This is a genomic window from Erythrobacter sp. F6033, from assembly GCF_023016005.1.
Lineage (GTDB): Bacteria > Pseudomonadota > Alphaproteobacteria > Sphingomonadales > Sphingomonadaceae > Erythrobacter.
Genome location: NZ_JALKAZ010000001.1, coordinates 581,483 through 599,949 on the forward strand (window position 1 = coordinate 581,483; position 18,467 = coordinate 599,949).

Below are 18,467 nucleotides of genomic sequence, written 5' to 3' on the forward strand. Positions count from 1 at the left end.
GGTGCAGTGAACTTTACCGCGAAAAGCGCGCCGGATTAAATCGCGAGCGGGGAGCGGCAATGCTGGTTCAGGAAATCGGCGTGTTCAGGCATCTCTGCCACGGCATCCTGCATCGCTTGGGCAATGGCTTTCATGCGTTCAGCCACAGGCACCTGTTGGCGCATTTCGGCAATCGCTGGAGCACGCTCGGGTATAATGTCCTGACCCAGGTAAACGGCGATCCAGCTTGGATTGGCGAAGAGTTCGCGCTCGTCCGCCACCAGCATCCCCGACGTGCGGAAGTGATCGATTTTATACTGCAGGCTGTCCGGTATCTGCATCGACGAGCAATATCGCCAAAGCTCCGCATCATCGCGTGTTGTTGCTTTGTAATGCAGAATAAGAAAGTCGCGGATGCGCTCATATTCAGTGGTCGTCTGTGCGTTGTATTCCTGCGTCAGCAGCGGAGACATTTCGCGGCCTGGCATCAAGGCAATAAGGCGCAAAATTCCATACTGGATCAGATGGAGGCTGGTGGATTCAAGCGGCTCCATAAAGCCTGCTGAAAGACCGATCGCAACGCAGTTCTTTTCCCAGAACTTTCTCCGACGCCCGGTTACGAAACGCAGCGTTCGCGGCTCTGCAAGCGCTTCACCATCGAGTGATGATATGAGCGTCTGCGTTGCATCATCTTCGCTGATAAACTCGCTGCAATGGACATAGCCATTGCCGGTGCGGTGTTGCAGCGGAATTCGCCATTGCCAGCCGGCCTCTTTAGCGGTGGAGCGCGTGTAAGGCGTGATCTTGTCTTGCTTAGTACAAGGCACTGCAATGGCGCGGTCACACGGTAACCAACGCTGCCAGTTTTCATACCCCGTTTCCAAAGCGCCTTCGATCAATAGTCCACGAAACCCGCTGCAATCGATGAAGAATTCGGCACCAACCGTCTCGCCGCTTTCGAGTGTTACACTTTCTATGAAGCCACTCTCGGCATCGCGTGAGACATCGCAGACGCGGCCTTCGATCCGTTTTACGCCGCGTGCTTCGGCAAATTTCCGAAGATAGGCCGCGTAAAGGCCTGCGTCGAAATGATAGGCATAGTCGAAGGTCGATTGGATCTTGCGGCGGTCTGCTTGTGGGTGAGCAAACTTCCCGGCTTTTGCCATTGCCCAGCACATCGAAAGATCGTCAATCGGTCCGCTGGTTCGTCCCGCAAGGCTTTCCCGCATCCAGTAATGGTAGAATGGAACTTTATCGAACTCCGCTCCATATTGGCCGAATGGGTGAAAATAGCTGCGACCCTTGCGAGCCCAGTCAACAAATTCGATGCCGAGTTTGTAGGACCCAGCGGTCTCTCTGACGAAGGTTGCTTCATCAATGCCAAGCCGTTGGTTGAAATTGCGAATGGGCGGAATTGTTGCTTCGCCCACCCCGACTGTGCCGATTGCGTCAGATTCCACGAGCGTGATTTGACAGTCTGGCCCAAGCGCATCTGACAGCGCGGCCGCTGTCATCCAACCGGCACTGCCCCCTCCAATAATCGCGATTTCCCGAAGCGGACCAGCAGAAACGGCCATGTCAGCCGCCACAGCTTTCGCGGATCAGCAGGCTGGTTTCCAAACGCTGTGAAGTGGCCTTGCCGCCTTTCGTATCGATCAGCTTGGAGACGAGCATCCTGCCGGCAAGATTGGTATCTTGGTCGATAGTAGTCAGTCGCGGTGTAACGAGGCGCGCGGCGGGAATGTTGTCATATCCAACAACCGAAACATCATCGGGAACACTGCGCCCGCTCATGGTGAGCGCGCGGACAGCGCCGATTGCGATCAGGTCACTAGCGGCAAAAATCCCGTCGAATTGAATCCCGCGATTGATTGCGGAGCGCGCGGCGACTTCACCTGAGTGCACGTCGAAATGCGCCGGTACAACCAAGTCGCTTACCAGTTCAATATCGGCCTCATGCAAGGCCTGGCGATAGCCGCGAAAACGCTGTTCTGCTTCGGGCGCTTCGGTATCGCCGAGGAACAGAATTCGCTTGCGACCCAGTCGGATCAGGTGAGAGGTCGCGCGCCGTCCGCCTGCGACATTGTCTGATCCGATGGTGCAATATTGTGCATCGGAAAACTCCGCGCCCCAGACAACAAATCGGTCATCACGCGTCGCCAAAGCGTTGAAGCCATCGTGCAGAGAGCTTTGACCGATAAAGATCATCCCGGTCGCGCGGCTGGTGGTCATGGCGAATTCTAGGTCCTCGGCGGATCGCGGAAAGACATGGCTGATGACCAGATCAGCATTGCGCTCGCGTGCCGCCTCGGCAATGCCTGCCAGCAATTCAAGAAAGAACGGGTCGGCGACGCGCGTCTCGCGCGCTTGCGGCGCGGGGACGATGACTGCAATTGTCGCTTCTGCACCCACTGGTCCATTGGGCATGTGACTGCGGAAATCATAATCATGCGCGCGCGCGATTTTCCAGATTTCCTGCTTGGTCCGGCGTTTGACCGCTGGGCTGTCGTTTAACGCGCGCGATACGGTTGAGATCGATACGCCAGCCTCGCGCGCGATATCTTCGAGCCGCGCGTTCTTTTTTACTTTTGTATCGGCTTCCTGCATGTCGCCAGCCGGCCCCTTATTTCGCCCAGTAACCCGCGCGGCCGGCGATCCGGTTCGGGATTAATCCTGCGGCGCTTGCCTGATTGTGATCGGCGATCACCTGTGCCGTTTCGAATTCAGCTGGAGGAGACCAATCTAGTGTTTTCGTATCGAGATTGAAGGCACACAAAACTCGGCCTTCGTCCGATGATCTTACGAATGCGACAATGCCATCGGGGGTGTCAAGCAATTGACTATCCCCGGCCAGCATTGGGGCAAGTGAATTGCGCAGAGTGAGCAACATGCGCGTGTAGCTTACCATGGATGATGTATCGGCAATTTGGCGATTGATTGCACGGTCCTTATGCGTGTCATCCAGCTTCAGCCAGGTTTGATTGGCCTGGGAAAATCCAGCTTGCGGCGCGCTGGCGTTCCACGGCAACGGCGTTCGCGCGCCGTCTCGGCCCAAAGTGTGCGGCCAATTGGCAATAGCTTCGGGATCTTGCAGATCTTCAAACGCCACATGACCCTGAGGCAGCCCCAGCTCTTCGCCTTGATAGATGATTGGATTGCCGCGCAGCGAGAGCAAAAGCAGCATGTTCAACCGCGAAATCTGATCAAGGTTTTCGCCATCAGACCAGCGGGTAACCGCACGCGGCGCGTCATGATTTGAAAATGCCCAAGATGGCCAACCTTCGCCAGGCGTGCCGTCCCAGTGTGCGAGGCTTTGCTTCACAAGTTCCGCAGTCAAATCGGGCGCATACAGAAAGTCGAAGTTGTAAGCGGAATCGAGCCTTTTACCATTAGCGGTAAAGGCCTTCATTTCGGCCAGCGGATCGGGTCCGCCGACTTCTGCCACGGTAAAGCGCTGAGGATACGCATCAATCGCGCTGCGGATACGTTCGAGAAATGCAGGAATATCATCATGTGACTGATTGAATTGCTTGATCTGCATGTCAAATGGCCGCGTGACCTGATCCATCGGAGTGCCGGATGGAGGGTTGTCGCGCAATTGCGGGTCATGCATCGAGAAATTAAGCGCGTCGAGGCGGAAACCATCGACACCGCGATCTAGCCAGAACCGTGCCACATCCAGCACCGCGTCCTGAACATCGCGATTATGCATGTTAAGATCGGGCTGACAGGTCAGGAAGTTGTGCAGGTAATATTGCCGGCGAGGACCATCCCACTGCCACGCTGAACCGCCAAACACCGACTGCCAATTTGAAGGCGGCGAGCCATCCGGTTTGGGATCAGCCCAGACATACCAGTCTGCTTTGTCATTCGCCTGATCTTTGCGGCTTTCCTGAAACCAAGCGTGCTGGTCCGAAGTGTGCGAATAGACCTGATCGATGATGACTTTCAGACCGAGATCGTGCGCTTTTGTGATGATCGCATCGAAATCGTCGAAGTCGCCAAAGCTAGGATCAATCCCGCAATAATCAGATACGTCATAACCGAAATCGCGCATGGGCGACGTGAAGAATGGCGAAATCCAGATCCCGTCCACACCGAGCGAGGCAATGTAATCGAGGCCTTCCACCACACCGCGTAAATCGCCAATGCCATCGCTATTCGTATCGCGAAAACTGCGCGGGTAGATCTGGTAGATTACGGCACCGCGCCACCAATCGCGGGCACCTGTGGCTGTCGCTGGATTTGAAATTGAAAGCGTTTCGTTCATTGAGCCGTCTCTGATACCCGAGCGATGCACCATCCAAATGCAGGAAGTTCCAAGCTGACAGTACCTGGAGCAGTTACTTCAGTGGGACAATTCCCTGATTGAGTTTCCAGCTTCCGCGCATCATATCCGATAACAGATTTCACGCTGATCGGCGCGGACGACGAATTGAATGCTAGAAGGTATTCGCGGCCTGTTTCGGGATCAAAGCGTGAAAAGCTCACCAAGCCGGGGCCGACATCATTATAGCTGCGTGTCACTTGCTCGCCGCCTCGCAACGCCGCATGCTTGGAACGGATTGCGGCGAACTCGCCAATCAGCTTGTACAACGGGTGCTGCATATCGAAATTCGCATCTGCTGTTGTCGCTTCTGTGCCGATCAGATCATTGTCGTTGTAACTGTCGGTCAGGCTGGGGAACATATCCTCACGCGCAGCCTGATCGTTGCCATCACCCACAAATCCTTGCTCGCTGCCCGAATAGACTACGGGCGAGCCGCGCAGAGTCATCAACATCGCATGGCCAAGCTTGACCCGATCAAGCAGTTCTTCCTGAGAAATTCCGGGATTGTCCGCTTTCACCAACGTTGAAAAGCGCCCCATATCGTGATTGCCCAAGAAAGTGGGCAATGTTCGCGCCGTTTCCTGCCCTCCTTCGTAATTCACATCACCATCAAACATTTCGACCATCACACCTGCGGGCTGATTGCGCCCCAATGCATCTCGAACAGCGGCCTGAAACGCAAAATCTAGCACCGAAGGAAATCCATCACGGCGTGTAAAACGAGCAAGAAAGCCGCTTTCTCGACTATCCGAATAGACCTCTCCGAAAATCAGGAAATTGGGAATCCCTTCCGCTTCGGCAGTCTCAACCATGGCGGGCACAAAGGCTTGCCAAAACTCAGGGTTCACATGCTTGGCCGTATCAATCCGAAATCCGTCAATGCCAAACCGCTCAATCCAGCTGGCATAGATGTCGATCATGCCGTCGAGCACTCGCGGATGCTCGGTATACAGATCATCAAGTCCAGCAAAATCGCCATAGCGGCTGCTCTCCCCGCTAAAGGTTGTGCTGCCACGGTTGTGATAAAACGCCGGATCATTGAGCCATGCCGGGACTTTTACGTCTTTCTCGGCATCTGGAATGACGGGCGTGTACGCATAATCCGATGACGTTAGCTTCGTGAAGTTCTCCGCAGTTTTCAGGTCATCGCCCATGAAGCCTTCATTGATGGACGTTCCGTCAGATGCACGGCGGGAGTAGGGGAAATCGGAGAGGCTGCGATACGCGTAATCGAAACTGTCCCCCTCGGCGTATCGAATGACATCGGCGGTGTGATTGGTGATAATGTCCATATACACCTTCATCCCGCGTGCATGCGCAGCGTCGACGAAGGCTTTGAATTCGGCATTGGTGCCGAAATGCGGATCAATGCTGGTAAAATCGGTCACCCAATATCCATGATAGCCCGCGCTTTCATTGCCTTTGGGGCCTTGGACCGCTTTGTTCTTGAAAATCGGCGCAAACCAGATCGCGGTCACACCCATGCCTTCGATATAGTCGAGCTTTTCGGTCAGCCCCTTAAGGTCACCACCATGGTAAAAACCTTTGTGGGATGGGTCATATCCATGCGTTAGACGGTCACCCTTTATGCCGCCTCTATCGTTGGACGAATCGCCATTTTCAAATCGATCAGGCAGGACAAAATAGATTATTTCATCTTCAGGAGGGCGCTCTCTGAAAGATGCCGTTTCTTCTGGTGCGTCACGCATGGCCCAAGCTGCGGTGCTAAGGCTGCACAATGTGGCGAGGCTCAAGGCCAAGATTCGTTTCATTTTCATCCCCTCCGCATTGCTAAATGCCATCAAATGCACAGTTTTGCAATTCTTTGTATTGGCATGATCTACACAGGCGCGACGCAGAAAACATCATAAAAATTAGTGGTATAATGATGAAAAATCGCAAATGGCGAAAAACTCTTTACCGCAAATAATTTAAGCATCTTGCAAATTTTTGCAGGACGGGCAAACTGCACCAGCCAGATCTTGCTAGCAGATGCGGGAAGGGCTGCGCATGGATAGTGCGTAGAGCGGGTTATTGTCACGCCAAAGTGCGTGGAGAAACTCGGGGAGAGGGATCGAAATGACCAGCGAGAGCAACGCGTTGACCGGGCGCAAGCCTGCTATGAGTCCGGCGCAAATTTGGAACATGAGCTTTGGATTTCTCGGAATCCAAATCGGGTTTGAACTTCAAAATGGCAATGTCAGCCGGATTTTCCAAACTCTGGGCGCAGAGGTTAACGAGCTGGCGATCCTATGGATTGCCGCACCTATGACCGGGCTGATCGTACAGCCAATTATCGGTTATATGTCAGACAATACGTGGGGCCGGTTCGGACGGCGTAGGCCGTATTTCCTGATCGGCGCGATCCTTGCCAGTCTTGCGCTGTTTATCATGCCCAACTCTCCCACGCTGTGGGTCGCTGCGGGCATGCTCTGGATTATGGATGCCTCGCTCAACATTACGATGGAGCCTTTCCGAGCTTTTGTCGGTGACAATCTTCCAGACAGGCAGCGGACGCGCGGCTACGGGATGCAGAGTTTCTTCATCGGCGTCGGCGCGGTTGTCGCGGGCGCGCTGCCATGGGCGATGACCAATTGGATGGGGCTGTCGAATACGGCGCCTGCGGGCGAAATCCCTGAAACCGTCCAATGGGCATTCTACATAGGCGGTGCCGCGCTCCTTTTGGCGGTCATGTGGACAGTCTTTCGAACCAAGGAATACAGTCCTGAGCAGATCGCTGCATTTGAAAAAGCACGGCATGAGGCGCTCGGCATCGTTCACGGAGCAGCCAAAACTGTCCGCCGTACAGCACGTCAATTCTTTACCGGCGGGGCTGTTTGGGTTTTTGCAGGCGCTATCGTTGCTTCGCTCGTCGCATGGGGGCGCTCCGATATGCAGGCCCTCGAGGTAGGCAAGGAGCTTTATGTTCTGGCAGGCCTGATCGCGGCTTTTGGTGCTATCCAGATCACAGCGGGACTGCTGCGCAACGCGGACAAGGATGAAAACGGCTTTATGGAAGTCGTGAATGATCTGTTCGCGATGCCCAAGACGATGCGGCAATTGGCTGTGGTGCAGTTTTTTAGCTGGTTCGCGATGTTCGCGCTGTGGATCTATGGCACGCCTGCAGTAACTGAATTTCACTTCGGTTCGAGCGATACAACCAGCAAACTCTACCAAGATGGGGCCGACTGGTGGAGCCTGATGGGTTCGGTGCGCAATGGCCTCGCCGCCGGAGCGGCACTGGTATTTGTGCTCATCGCTGCCAGAATTGAGCGACGCTGGCTGCACTGCCTTAATCTTACGATCGGCGCGCTCGGCTTTGCTGCGATGATCCTGATCACTGATCCGGCGCTTCTATGGATCGCGCAGATCGGGCTTGGCATCGCGTGGGCTTCGATCGTGTCGTTGCCTTACGCGATCTTGGCGGGATCGGTACCGGCGAAAAAGATGGGCATTTACATGGGCATCTTTAACATCTTCATCGTGGTGCCTCAGTTGATCGCTGCGACGCTGCTTAGCTTTCTGATCTCCGCCTTTTTCGGAGGTGCGCCCATTTACGCCATGGCGATTGGTGCGGTTTCTTTCTTGCTTGCAGCAATCGCGACACTGTTTGTGACCGATAGGACAGCTGCGCCAGAATTGCCGCAAGCAAGCGCAGCGGGGACAGTATGATGCAGTTGCGTACGCTTCCGCTGGCTCTGGCATCATCCTTGGCGCTGATCGGGTGCGAGGCTCCGCGACCGGGCGTGAGCTATGAGCCGCAAAGCTACGCCGAGTTTGAAAATGCCGAATGGACCCGCGATGCGGTGATCTATCAAATGAACGCGCGGCAGTTCACGGCTGAAGGCACATTTGCTGCCGCGCAAAAGCATTTACCTCGTCTCGCCGAAATGGGAGTCGACGTTGTTTGGTTGATGCCGATCCACCCAATTGGCGAAGAGAAACGCAAAGGCACAATGGGCAGCCCGTATTCGGTGCTGGACTACCGCGCAGTCAATCCAGACCTAGGCACAGAGGAAGAATTCCGCGCGTTTGTCGATGCTGCGCATGAGCTTGGCCTAAAGGTCATTCTCGATTGGGTGGCGAACCATTCGGCTTGGGACAGCCCCTTGGTCACGGACCATCCGGAGTGGTATTCCCACACACCCGAAGGCGACATGATGCCGCCTGAGGGAACCGACTGGTCTGATGTTGCAGACTTTGATTATTCGAACGCCGAGCTTCGCGAATATATGACCGGCAGCCTCACTTACTGGGTGCGTGAATTTGATGTCGATGGATACCGCGCCGACGTGGCCGGATATGTCCCACTTGATTTCTGGGAGACTGCACGCGGGGAGCTGAACGCCATTAAGCCAGTGTTTATGCTCGCCGAGTGGGAAACGCGCGATTTGCACCGCAGGGCTTTCGACGCCACCTATGCTTGGGACTGGAAAGAGGCGATGCAGAAGCTTGCTGCTGATGGCAGCGGGGCAGGGGCCATGCGTGGCTACTACACTGGGCAAAGCGTTACCTGGCCAAGCGACGCATACCGGATGGTCTACACTGACAATCATGACCAGAATTCATGGGACGGGGTGGCTTCAGATATTTACGGCCCGGCCTATGAGGCCGCAATTGCGTTGAGCTTCGTCGGTCCGGGCATACCGTTGGTCTATAACGGTCAGGAAGCCGATCTCGACAAGCAATTGGCGTTCTTCGAGAAGGACGAGATTGAATGGAAAGAGGGGCAATATGACGGACTTTTCCGGCAATTGATCGCGCTCAAGACTTCGGAAAAAGCGCTTTGGAACGGGCGCTATGGCGCACCCCTGGTCGATGTTCCGAACAGCGCAAGCGATGATGTTTTAAGCTTTGTGCGGGGCGAGGTAGGTGAGCGCATATTTGCGGTATTCAACCTTTCGCCGCGGCAGCACGGTGTGGCCTTTGAACTGGCGCGGCATCACGGCAATTATACGGACGCGCTTTCGAACGATCCTGCGCAATTCTCGGACGATACGTCGATCCCGCTTGCGCCGTGGGGCTACCGAATTTTCCGCGAAACTGAATAAAAATCGCAGCGGCCGAGATCCCGGAAACAACGCCGAGACTGCGGCTCTGCCGAGGAGGAAACAATGATTGATTTGCGCGCGAACCTTTTCTCAATGGGATTGCTGGGTGCAATGGCAACCACGCCGCTCCACGCGGAGACGCTGGAGGTTTCCTCTCCTGATGGTGCAATCACCGTCACCGTTTCCGATGACGGCGGCCATGCCACTTACAGCGTGGCGTATGATGGCGAGATTGCCATGGAACCCGCGCGGCTGGGACTGTTGTTCGCCGATCATCACGGTTTTGAGGATGGTCTGACAATCACCGCCTCTGCGCGCACGTCTCAGGATAACGAGTGGGAGCAACCCTGGGGGGAGCGCCGGATCGTGCGCGATAACAACCGGGAACTGGCGGTCACATTCTCTTCCGACGAAGAGGCTGGCCGTGAAATGCTGGTCCGGTTTCGCGTGTTCGATACCGGTGTGGGCTTCCGCTACGAATTGCCCGAGCAGAACGGTCTATCAGGCGATGTGCGGATCACTGACGAACTCACTCAGTTCAATATCGGCCCCGAAGCGGATGCATGGTGGACGCCCAGCCGTCAGTTCAATCGCTATGAGTATATTTATCGCGAAGGCAAAGCGGGTGTGGTCGATGATGCGCACACTCCAGTTACCTTCCGTCAGCCATCTGGCTTGCACATCTCGATCCACGAAGCGGCTTTGGTCGATTACTCGGGCATGTCATTGCTCGCTTTGCGACCCGGAAGCTTTGAAGCCGAACTGCGCGCTGGTTCGGACGGGATCAAAGTCCACACAACCGCTCCATTCAAATCACCATGGCGGACCATCCAGATCGCGCCTGATGCGGTCGGCCTGATCAACTCCGATATCATTCTGAACCTTAACGAGCCGAACAAGCTGGGCGATGTGTCTTGGGTCGAGCCGGGCAAGTATGTCGGTATCTGGTGGGCGATGCATGTTCGCGACCGCACATGGGGTAATGATGGTATCCACGGCGCGAATAATGAAGATACGCGGGCCTATATCGATTTCGCTGCAGAACACGGTTTCAAAGGTGTTCTGGTCGAAGGCTGGAACACCGGCTGGGATGGCGACTGGTTCAACAATGGCGAGCTCTTCAGCTTCACCGAAGCTTATCCCGATTTCGATCTGGAAGCGCTTGGCGCCTATGCCATGTCGAAAGGCGTGCGCATTATCGGTCACCATGAAACATCGGGGAATGTCGCCAATTACGAAGCACAAATGGACGATGCGTTTGATCTCTACAAATCAGTGGGCGTGACGCAGGTAAAGACCGGCTACGTCGCTGATGCGGGTGATATTGTGAGCTATGACGACAATGGTGTGAAGCAGTATGAATGGCACGACAGCCAATTTATGGTCGGGCATCATCTGCGCGCGGTCAAAGCGGCGGCGAAGCGTGGGATTTCGATCAACGCGCACGAGCCTGTGAAGGACACTGGTTTGCGCCGGACTTACCCGAACTGGATGACCCGCGAAGGCGCACGTGGCATGGAATTTAACGCATGGGGAACACCGCCCAATCCGACATCGCATGTTTCCACGCTGGCATTCACACGGATGTTGAGCGGGCCTATGGATTTCACGCCGGGTATTTTTGATCTGAAGCCGAACGAGAAGCCTGCGCTGCGCGAAGATATGCAGCGCGGCGATCCGTCGAACCGTCCGCAGACAACCTTAGCAAAGCAGCTCGCGTTGTATGTGGTGCTGTATTCACCGCTTCAGATGGCGGCTGATCTTCCGGAGAATTACGAAGCGCGAATGGATGCGTTTCAGTTCGTCAAGGATGTAGAGGCTGATTGGGAAGAAAGCGTCGCACTGCAAGGCGAAGTCGGTGAGTACGTCGCCATCGCTCGTCAGGGTCGTGCCAGCAAAGAATGGTTCCTAGGTGCGGCCACCGACAGCGAGCCGCGCGATCTGTCCATCGCGCTGGATTTCCTAGAGGACGGCAAGACCTATCGCGCGCAAGTCTACCGCGATGGTGACGATGCGCATTGGGACACAAATCCATATTCCATCGTGATTGAGGAACAGGTTGTAACCGCAGGTGACGACTTCGCGGTCAGACTGGCCTCTTCTGGCGGGGTCGCGGTGCGCTTTGTCGAGCTTCCTTAATCCGCCAATGGCGCCGTTAGAGCAAATGCACGTGATTGACGGTTGAGGCACTTGGGGTAGGGCAGAGCATTCCCTACCCGGAGACGCCAGCTAGTCCTGTCTGATACTCCAACTCGTCGCTTAAGATCATTGGTCTTAGGGTGATGATGTATGTGCGTTTTCCACCGAGCCTTCGGAACGTTGAGGTTCTGCTGGCCGAGTTCGGGATCTATTCAGCACGCTAAGCGCCTCAAATGGCGCCTGCTGCCAATTGTAACCAAACGGCCTGAGCGTGCGAACCCTTCCACATCTGGAGGGAAACTGATGAACTTGCGCGATCTGGAATATGTCACTGCGATCGATCGTTATCGCAACTTCGGCAAGGCGGCTGAGGCATGTCATGTGAGCCAGCCTGCGCTCTCCGCGCAAGTCAAAAAGTTGGAAGAGCGGCTGGGCGTTGAGCTGTTCGCGCGCACCAACAACGGTGTTCTTACAACGGATGCTGGCGTGCGTATCGTCGCGACCGCCAAAGATGTTCTTCATTCTGCGCAGCGCATTACCGATACAGCTGCGGAATACCACGACCCGTTCGCGGCACCCCTGCGTATCGGGATAATCCCAACGCTTGCTCCATTTATCGTTCCGTATGTATCTAAATCAATCAAAGTGCTCTCGGACCAGCTGGCCACGATCTACCGTGAGCAGCCGACGCAGACATTGCTGGCCGAGCTGGAAAACAGAATGATCGATGTTGCCCTAGTTAGTGGCCCGATCGAATTGTCAGGCTATAAATTCACGCCGATTTTTCGCGAACGGCTGATGCTGGTTGTGTCAAAAACACACCGGTTGGCAAACACTGATCGAGTGACCGCCAGCGAAATCCCTACCGAAGAATTGTTGCTGCTGACGGAAGAGCATTGTCTGCGAGCAGAGACACTTTCGCTATGCCAAGGCAAGAACATCGGCATTGATGTGCCGCATCAGATCCTTGCGAACAACTTCCTGACGATGTCGCACTATCTCGCTGAGGGTGTCGGCTGTTCGCTTATGCCGATGCTTGCTCGCCCGTTTTTGGAACAGGCCAATCCGAACATCAGCTTTGTCGAGATCGAAGATGAGGCATACGGCCGGGACATTGGATTTTTGTCCCGCGAAGGGTGCCCAAGAGAGCATATTTTGATGGCATTGTGCGACCAAATTCGCACATCGCCACCCGGAAATGTAACCTCTTTGGCCTAGCATTCGAACAATCAAATGCGGCGCCAAAAAGCGCCTTCTGGAGAGCCGGCTTGTTGGTACAAGTCGGCTATCGGTATTTGCATAATTAATGTTTTATATCAAGATGTTATCTGATAAGTATAGCTTATCACGACCATCAAGAGCTTGTATTATACAGGCTGAATATCTGGCCATAGATGACTGTCTCGAAGGCAAATCAACCCCCGATCTGCCTTCATCCAATTTTGGAAACGAAAGGCAGCACAATGAATAACCCCCGTAACAGAAAGACGGCTCTTACAACTGGCCGTCTGCTTCTCACTTCTTCTTCTCTCGCGATCCTGATGGCCGGCAGTGCTCAAGCGCAGCAGGTTATCAATGACGGCGACAATGCAACCGTCACTTCAGCCGCAGATGGCGAAACAATCTCAGCCGCAGGTGGCGTCACCAGCACAGTTGATGGCGCGCCAGTGATCGTTGTCGCGAACAATGCGGTGACAGTCGATAATGCAGGCACGCTGGCCACCACTGGCGTGACGCAGACAATCCAAGTCAACCAAGGCACAACCGGTGCAGTTATCAACAATGCGGCGACAGGCCGGCTCGAAGCCGCATCGCGCGTTGTCAACTTCGACGGCAGTGATGCGACGCTTAACAATGATGGCGTGATCCTGGGCACTGGCAGTCAGCGCAACGGCGCGGTCTATGGCAATCGTACATCTAACAACATCACCATCAACAACTCGGCCACAGGCAGCATTGATGCAGGCGTCGAAGGCGCAGGTGTCGCAATCGAAGTCGGCGGCGGCGGAGCACCTCGCGGCGGCGCGATCAACAACGCGGGCACCATCCAAGGCCGCGGCCAGGCCTCGCCAATGGGCGGCACAGCAGGTGACGGCATTCGCTTTTTTGGACCCGGCCTTGCGCCGCAATATGTCTATGAAGGCGACATCACCAACAGTGGTCTGATCAATTCAGAAAGCACACAAGGCACTGTTGCCGGCATCCGCTTTGCTAACCGCATTGGCTTCCAAGGCACTTTGACCAACCAAGCAGATGGCGTCATCTCTGGTGCACAAAACGGCCTCTATTTCGGCAATGATGCCGATCACACAGGCGGCGTTGTCAACAACCTTGGCACGATCAGCTCGGACAGTCGCGCGCTCAACATCGACGGCACTGGCCTTGTCGTAAACAACCTCGCCGATGCCCGCATTCTGGGTAGCGATGCCCAGCGCAACGGCACCGTTTATGCAGACAGCACGGCTCAAGATTTCGTCTTGAACAATGCTGGTGGAATTGACGCAGTGTTTGAAGGCGCTGGTTTCTCTGCTGAATTGAGCGAAGCCGGAAACAACTTCACCATCAATGTTGAAGAAGGCGGCTTTATCAATGGCCGTGGTCAGGCAGCTGCTGGAGCGGCAAGTGCAGGTGATGGCCTGCGCTTTGAACGGACCCGTGTTGGCGGAATGCTGGACGGTTCGACGACTGGCCTGTTCACTGGTACTATCAACAATGCTGGTCAAATTACGTCTGAAAGCACTCAAGGCACGACCGCTGGTATCCGATTTGTGAACGGTGTTTCCTTCCAAGGCACACTGAATAATGAAGCCGGAGCAGTCATCGCTGGCGTTCAAAACGGTTTGTATTTTGGAAACCCAACGCCAGCAGGCGGAGCGGACCACACTGGCGGCGTTGTGAACAATGCTGGCTTCATCCAGTCTGATAGCCGCGCACTTAACATTGATGGCACCGGTCTGGTTGTTAACAACACAGGCGTCATCATCGGCACGGATAACCAACGCAACGGCACGGTCTATGCTGACAGCACCGCTCAAAACTTTGAGCTGAACAATCTTGAAAACGGCTTGATTGACGCAGGTGCGGGCAATGAGGGCGCTGGTTTCTCAGTTGAACTGGCCTCGGCTGCGGACGGTGGGAGCACCTTCAACATCACCAATGATGGCACAATCCAGGGTCGTGGTAACGCAGGCGCTGGTCTTGCTGCTGCTGGTGACGGACTTCGTTTCGAACGCACCCGCAATATGGGCGCGCTTGATGGCACGTCAGATGGACTGTTCATTGGTAATATCATCAACTCGGGCACGATCGACAGCGAAGCTGCCAACGGTACTGCTGCTGGCATTCGTTTCGTCAACGGTGTGAGCTTTCAGGGTGTTCTTGATAACCTAGGCACAATCTCTGGTATCCAGAATGGCCTGTACTTCGGCAACCCAACGCCTGCTGGCGGCGGTGATTTCACGCAAGCCATCGTCAACAACTCGGGCACGATCTCATCGGGCAGCCGTGCGTTGAACATTGATGGCAATGGTCTGACAGTGAACAACTCGGGTCAAATCATCGGCACGGGCAACCAGCGCAACGGTACGGTCTATGCCGACAGCACGGCTCAGAACTTTGAATTGAACAACCTTGAAGGTGGAATCATCGACGCTGGCGAAGGCAACCAGGGTGCAGGTTTCTCAGTTGAACTCGCATCGGCTGCTGATGGTGGCAGTACCTTTGACATCACCAATGATGGCACGATCCAAGGTCGCGGCACTGCAGCGGCGGGTTCGACAACCGCCGGTGATGGACTGCGGTTTGAACGAACACGCAACATGGGCGCATTGGATGGGACAACCAATGGACTGTTCATTGGTGACATCACCAATGCTGGTGCAATCGCCAGCGAAGGTGACAGCGGCACAACTGCTGGTATCCGTTTCGTCAATGGAGTGAGCTTCACAGGCACACTGACCAACTCAGGCACGATCTCTGGCGTGCAGAATGGTCTGTACTTCGGCAACCCAACACCTGCTGGCGGCGGTGACTTCTCGAACGCCATCGTCAACAACTCAGGCATCATCTCCTCGGGCAGCCGCGCTTTGAACATTGATGGAAACGGCCTGACTGTGAGCAACTCGGGGTCAATCCTGGGCACTGGCGCGCAGCGGAACGGCACCGTTTATTCGGACGGAACGGCCAACGCGTTCACCCTCAACAACACTGGCACCATTGATGCTGTTGTACAGGGCTCGGGCGTGTCGCTCCAACTTGGTGCTACCGATGGTGATGCCCGAACATTCAGCCTGACCAACTCCGGCGCGATCAACGGACGCGGAGACGCGCTTTCAAGCGGTGACAGCTCAGGCGTCCGCCTGTTCTCCAGCGTCAATGGCGTATCGGCCTCAGGTGACATCACCAATACCGGCACAATAGCTTCAGAAACGGGTGCCGGCCTGCTGATCGAGAGCGTGAACTTTATTGGAACAGTAACCAACTCTGGCACGATCGCCGGTGCGGTCAACGCAGTGGATGCGTCGGATGCTCTTGGCGCTCTCACCTTCGTCCAGAACGGCGGCGCGCTGAACGGTAACTTTGTTGGATCGGCTTTCGCTGACACACTGACTATCGGTGATACACCATTCGTATTGTCGGGTGATGTGCAGGGTGATGTCGATGTGACAACGTCTGCGGACAACATCCTGACTGTCCAAAACATGCGTTCAATCGAAGGCAGCCTGACGGCAAACGGCGCACTTAATTTCGAGCTTGGCGTCGATGCGCTGGCCGTTGATGGTGACACCGTATTGGGCGCCGATAGCGTGGTGAATATCGCTACGAGCCAGATCGATCAGTCCCAAGTTGGTCAAACGATCGACGTGCTAACAGAAACTGGAACATTCACGGATAACGGCACAACTGTGAGCCTGCTCGATGATGATTTCTTGGTGGACTTTACCGTCAATCTGGGCTCGGTATCGGTGACGCTGGGAGCAACTGATCTTGGCGCAGTTTCTGCGGATGCCAACACTAACAGCTTCGGTGCTGCGCTTACCACAGCGGTAGCAAACAACCGGTTGCCAGCCGATGTGTTTGCCGATCTGAATACCCTGACATCCGCGACCGAGTTTGAGGCAGCGTCTCTGGCACTGCTTCCGGCTATCAATGACGGCGTGACCCGCGAAATCTACGAGACTCAGCGTCTTGCAAGCGCACTGGTTCGGAACCGTCTGTCGGGTGAGGAATCCGGACTGTGGGGCGAAGTTTTCTACCGCACTGCAGATCGTGATGCATCGAGCGTCAGCAATCCCGGGTATGATGCCGATGCGATTGGTTTCACTCTTGGTCTCGATGCGAAGCTGGGCGAAAACACCACGGTTGGCGCGCTATTCAACTACTCCGATATCAATGTCGATACGGACGGTGTTGCCGGTGCTCAAAGCTCGATCAATGCCTTCCAGCTGGGTGGCTATGCCGGGTTTGACCTGGATGGGGCCTATGTGAATGCAGAGCTGGGCTATTCGTTCAACTCGGTCGACAACAGCCGCATCGCACTTGGTTCGCAGATCCTCGGTGAAAGCGACGTCGATGGCTTCTACGGCAGCATCAATGCTGGATACGATATTGAAACCGGCGACTTGGTGATCACTCCGAATGGCGGCCTGCGCTACGCAGAGCTGTCACGCGGTACTTTCACTGAAACCGGCGGCCTTGGTCTGACATTGGACAATGACAGTGCGGAGTTCTTCGAAGCGCGCGCTGGCCTGAAAGTCGCAGGTAAAGCAGAGACTGGCGTAATCCCATTCGCCAGCATCGACTATGCCTACGACCTCAGCAGTGATCCGCTGGCGATCAATGCCTCTTTCAATGGTGGTGCTGACACATTCCAGCTCGTCACCGATGAGGCATCAGAATCACGCTTTGATCTCGGCGCTGGTCTGGACTTTGTGAGCGAGAACGGCCTGACCATTGGTGCAGAGTACCGCGGTCGTTTCGCTTCGGGCTATCAATCCCACTCGGGTGGTGTCCGCATCCGCTTTGAGTTTTAATCCCGAATTGATCTGGGCTGTCTAGGTCAATGGGGGAGCCAGCCGGTGCCTTGCGCATCGGCTGGTTTTTCTCGGTTGCTACGCAAGCCATAATTTTTCGTCAAACGCACTTGGATATCCGGCAAAGTACGTTTTGCGGTATACCGCTTGAGTTATACGATGCCTCAGCACTTTTGTGTTGTGCGCAATAAGTATGACAAGTTGACCGAAGAATGATGCCCTTAGCCAAGCTCTATCTAGCAGCGTCACTGAGCAAGAGAATTTTTTGGGGCGTTACTGCCGCGGTTATTCTTAATGCCATGTATTGTCTGGTCTACCGGTCCGCATCGGGGAATCCGGCCACGCTGTTTGAGGCATTTTCGTGGGGCGTCATAAACATCGCGCCATGGATTGCCGCCTTTGAAATTGGTCGTGCGTCACGCAATTGGCTGTTCCTGATTGTGATCTTTATGGCTGCGACGGGCGTCTCACTTATGTTGGAGACGGCTCTCTACCAGTCGTGGCCGACCGGCTTTGACCTTATCAGACGCATTCCCGCCGCCATTCTGATCGCGGCAGGGCTGGGGCTTTTTGCCTTCCTAGAAACGCGGCAAAGAAACGACGAAGGCGTGGCGTCCACATCGGAAATGGTTGGTGCGGAACGCCAGAGCGATTGTGATTGGGTGATGTCCGCAGGCAATTATGTCGAAATGCACCGTGCTGGAGAGCCAACCGTGCTCGAACGATCCTCTTTGGCCCGATTCTTAGAAGATACCGACTTCAAATTTGTTAGAGTGCATCGCCAGTATGCCGTCCATCCGAAAGCAGTCCGGCAATTTGAGCGAAAACATGTTGTCCTGCATGACGGCACTAGGCTTCCCATCGGAGACCGCTATCGGGCTAAAGCCATAACACGCAACTCGCTCGTCCCTTCATCCCAAACGACTTGAATAGGCA

General features: G+C 55.1%; 10 protein-coding genes. 6 read left to right on the forward strand and 4 right to left on the reverse strand.

Annotated elements, in window-relative coordinates:
* Positions 1–35: 35 nt before the first annotated feature.
* The 4 genes from MWU39_RS02835 to MWU39_RS02850 are packed head-to-tail and all read right to left on the reverse strand — an operon-like array spanning position 36 to position 6,018.
* A complete protein-coding gene (locus MWU39_RS02835; RefSeq protein ID WP_247158463.1) occupies positions 36–1,556 on the reverse strand; it encodes a tryptophan halogenase family protein in 1,521 nt (506 codons plus the stop codon).
* Between the two features lies 1 nt (position 1,557).
* Positions 1,558–2,586, reverse strand: coding sequence for a LacI family DNA-binding transcriptional regulator (locus MWU39_RS02840; protein WP_247158464.1), 1,029 nt, complete (start codon positions 2,584–2,586; stop codon positions 1,558–1,560).
* A gap of 16 nt (positions 2,587–2,602) precedes the next feature.
* On the reverse strand, positions 2,603–4,249 hold the full coding sequence (locus MWU39_RS02845; RefSeq protein WP_247158465.1) for an alpha-amylase family glycosyl hydrolase: 1,647 nt from the start codon (positions 4,247–4,249) through the stop codon (positions 2,603–2,605).
* Positions 4,246–6,018, reverse strand: coding sequence for an alpha-amylase family glycosyl hydrolase (locus MWU39_RS02850; RefSeq protein WP_247160288.1), 1,773 nt, complete (start codon positions 6,016–6,018; stop codon positions 4,246–4,248). Before MWU39_RS02850 ends, MWU39_RS02845 begins: the two co-directional genes overlap by 4 nt.
* Before the next feature lie 370 nt (positions 6,019–6,388).
* Here MWU39_RS02850 and MWU39_RS02855 point away from each other — a divergent pair, with 370 nt between their 5' ends.
* The 6 genes from MWU39_RS02855 to MWU39_RS02880 all read left to right on the forward strand — a co-directional run bounded on the left by MWU39_RS02855 (position 6,389) and on the right by MWU39_RS02880 (position 18,460).
* Complete coding sequence (locus tag MWU39_RS02855; protein WP_247158466.1) at positions 6,389–7,981, forward strand: MFS transporter; 1,593 nt, start codon at positions 6,389–6,391, stop codon at positions 7,979–7,981.
* Complete coding sequence (locus tag MWU39_RS02860; RefSeq protein WP_247158467.1) at positions 7,978–9,360, forward strand: alpha-amylase family glycosyl hydrolase; 1,383 nt, start codon at positions 7,978–7,980, stop codon at positions 9,358–9,360. The genes MWU39_RS02855 and MWU39_RS02860 overlap by 4 nt, the downstream gene beginning before the upstream one ends.
* Before the next feature lie 63 nt (positions 9,361–9,423).
* Entirely contained in the window at positions 9,424–11,499 is a 2,076-nt protein-coding gene (locus tag MWU39_RS02865; RefSeq protein ID WP_247158468.1) for a glycoside hydrolase family 97 protein, read from the forward strand.
* 303 nt (positions 11,500–11,802) lie between these two features.
* Positions 11,803–12,717 carry a LysR substrate-binding domain-containing protein gene (locus MWU39_RS02870; protein WP_247158469.1) on the forward strand — a complete coding sequence of 305 codons (915 nt, stop codon included), beginning with the start codon at positions 11,803–11,805 and terminating at the stop codon, positions 12,715–12,717.
* Between the two features lie 245 nt (positions 12,718–12,962).
* A complete protein-coding gene (locus MWU39_RS02875; protein ID WP_247158470.1) occupies positions 12,963–17,531 on the forward strand; it encodes an autotransporter outer membrane beta-barrel domain-containing protein in 4,569 nt (1,522 codons plus the stop codon).
* A gap of 212 nt (positions 17,532–17,743) precedes the next feature.
* Positions 17,744–18,460: a LytTR family DNA-binding domain-containing protein gene (locus MWU39_RS02880; protein ID WP_247158471.1), complete on the forward strand. Its 717-nt coding sequence runs from the start codon at positions 17,744–17,746 to the stop codon at positions 18,458–18,460.
* Positions 18,461–18,467: the final 7 nt, after the last annotated feature.

Coding starts and splice junctions, on each gene's coding strand:
- MWU39_RS02860 (WP_247158467.1), top strand. CDS start 7,978: ATGATGCAGTTGCGTACGCTTCCGCTGGCTCTGGCATCATCCTTGGCG.
- MWU39_RS02880 (WP_247158471.1), top strand. CDS start 17,744: ATGATGCCCTTAGCCAAGCTCTATCTAGCAGCGTCACTGAGCAAGAGA.
- MWU39_RS02865 (WP_247158468.1), top strand. CDS start 9,424: ATGATTGATTTGCGCGCGAACCTTTTCTCAATGGGATTGCTGGGTGCA.
- MWU39_RS02835 (WP_247158463.1), bottom strand. CDS start 1,556: ATGGCCGTTTCTGCTGGTCCGCTTCGGGAAATCGCGATTATTGGAGGG.
- MWU39_RS02855 (WP_247158466.1), top strand. CDS start 6,389: ATGACCAGCGAGAGCAACGCGTTGACCGGGCGCAAGCCTGCTATGAGT.
- MWU39_RS02875 (WP_247158470.1), top strand. CDS start 12,963: ATGAATAACCCCCGTAACAGAAAGACGGCTCTTACAACTGGCCGTCTG.
- MWU39_RS02850 (WP_247160288.1), bottom strand. CDS start 6,018: ATGCGTGACGCACCAGAAGAAACGGCATCTTTCAGAGAGCGCCCTCCT.
- MWU39_RS02870 (WP_247158469.1), top strand. CDS start 11,803: ATGAACTTGCGCGATCTGGAATATGTCACTGCGATCGATCGTTATCGC.
- MWU39_RS02845 (WP_247158465.1), bottom strand. CDS start 4,249: ATGAACGAAACGCTTTCAATTTCAAATCCAGCGACAGCCACAGGTGCC.
- MWU39_RS02840 (WP_247158464.1), bottom strand. CDS start 2,586: ATGCAGGAAGCCGATACAAAAGTAAAAAAGAACGCGCGGCTCGAAGAT.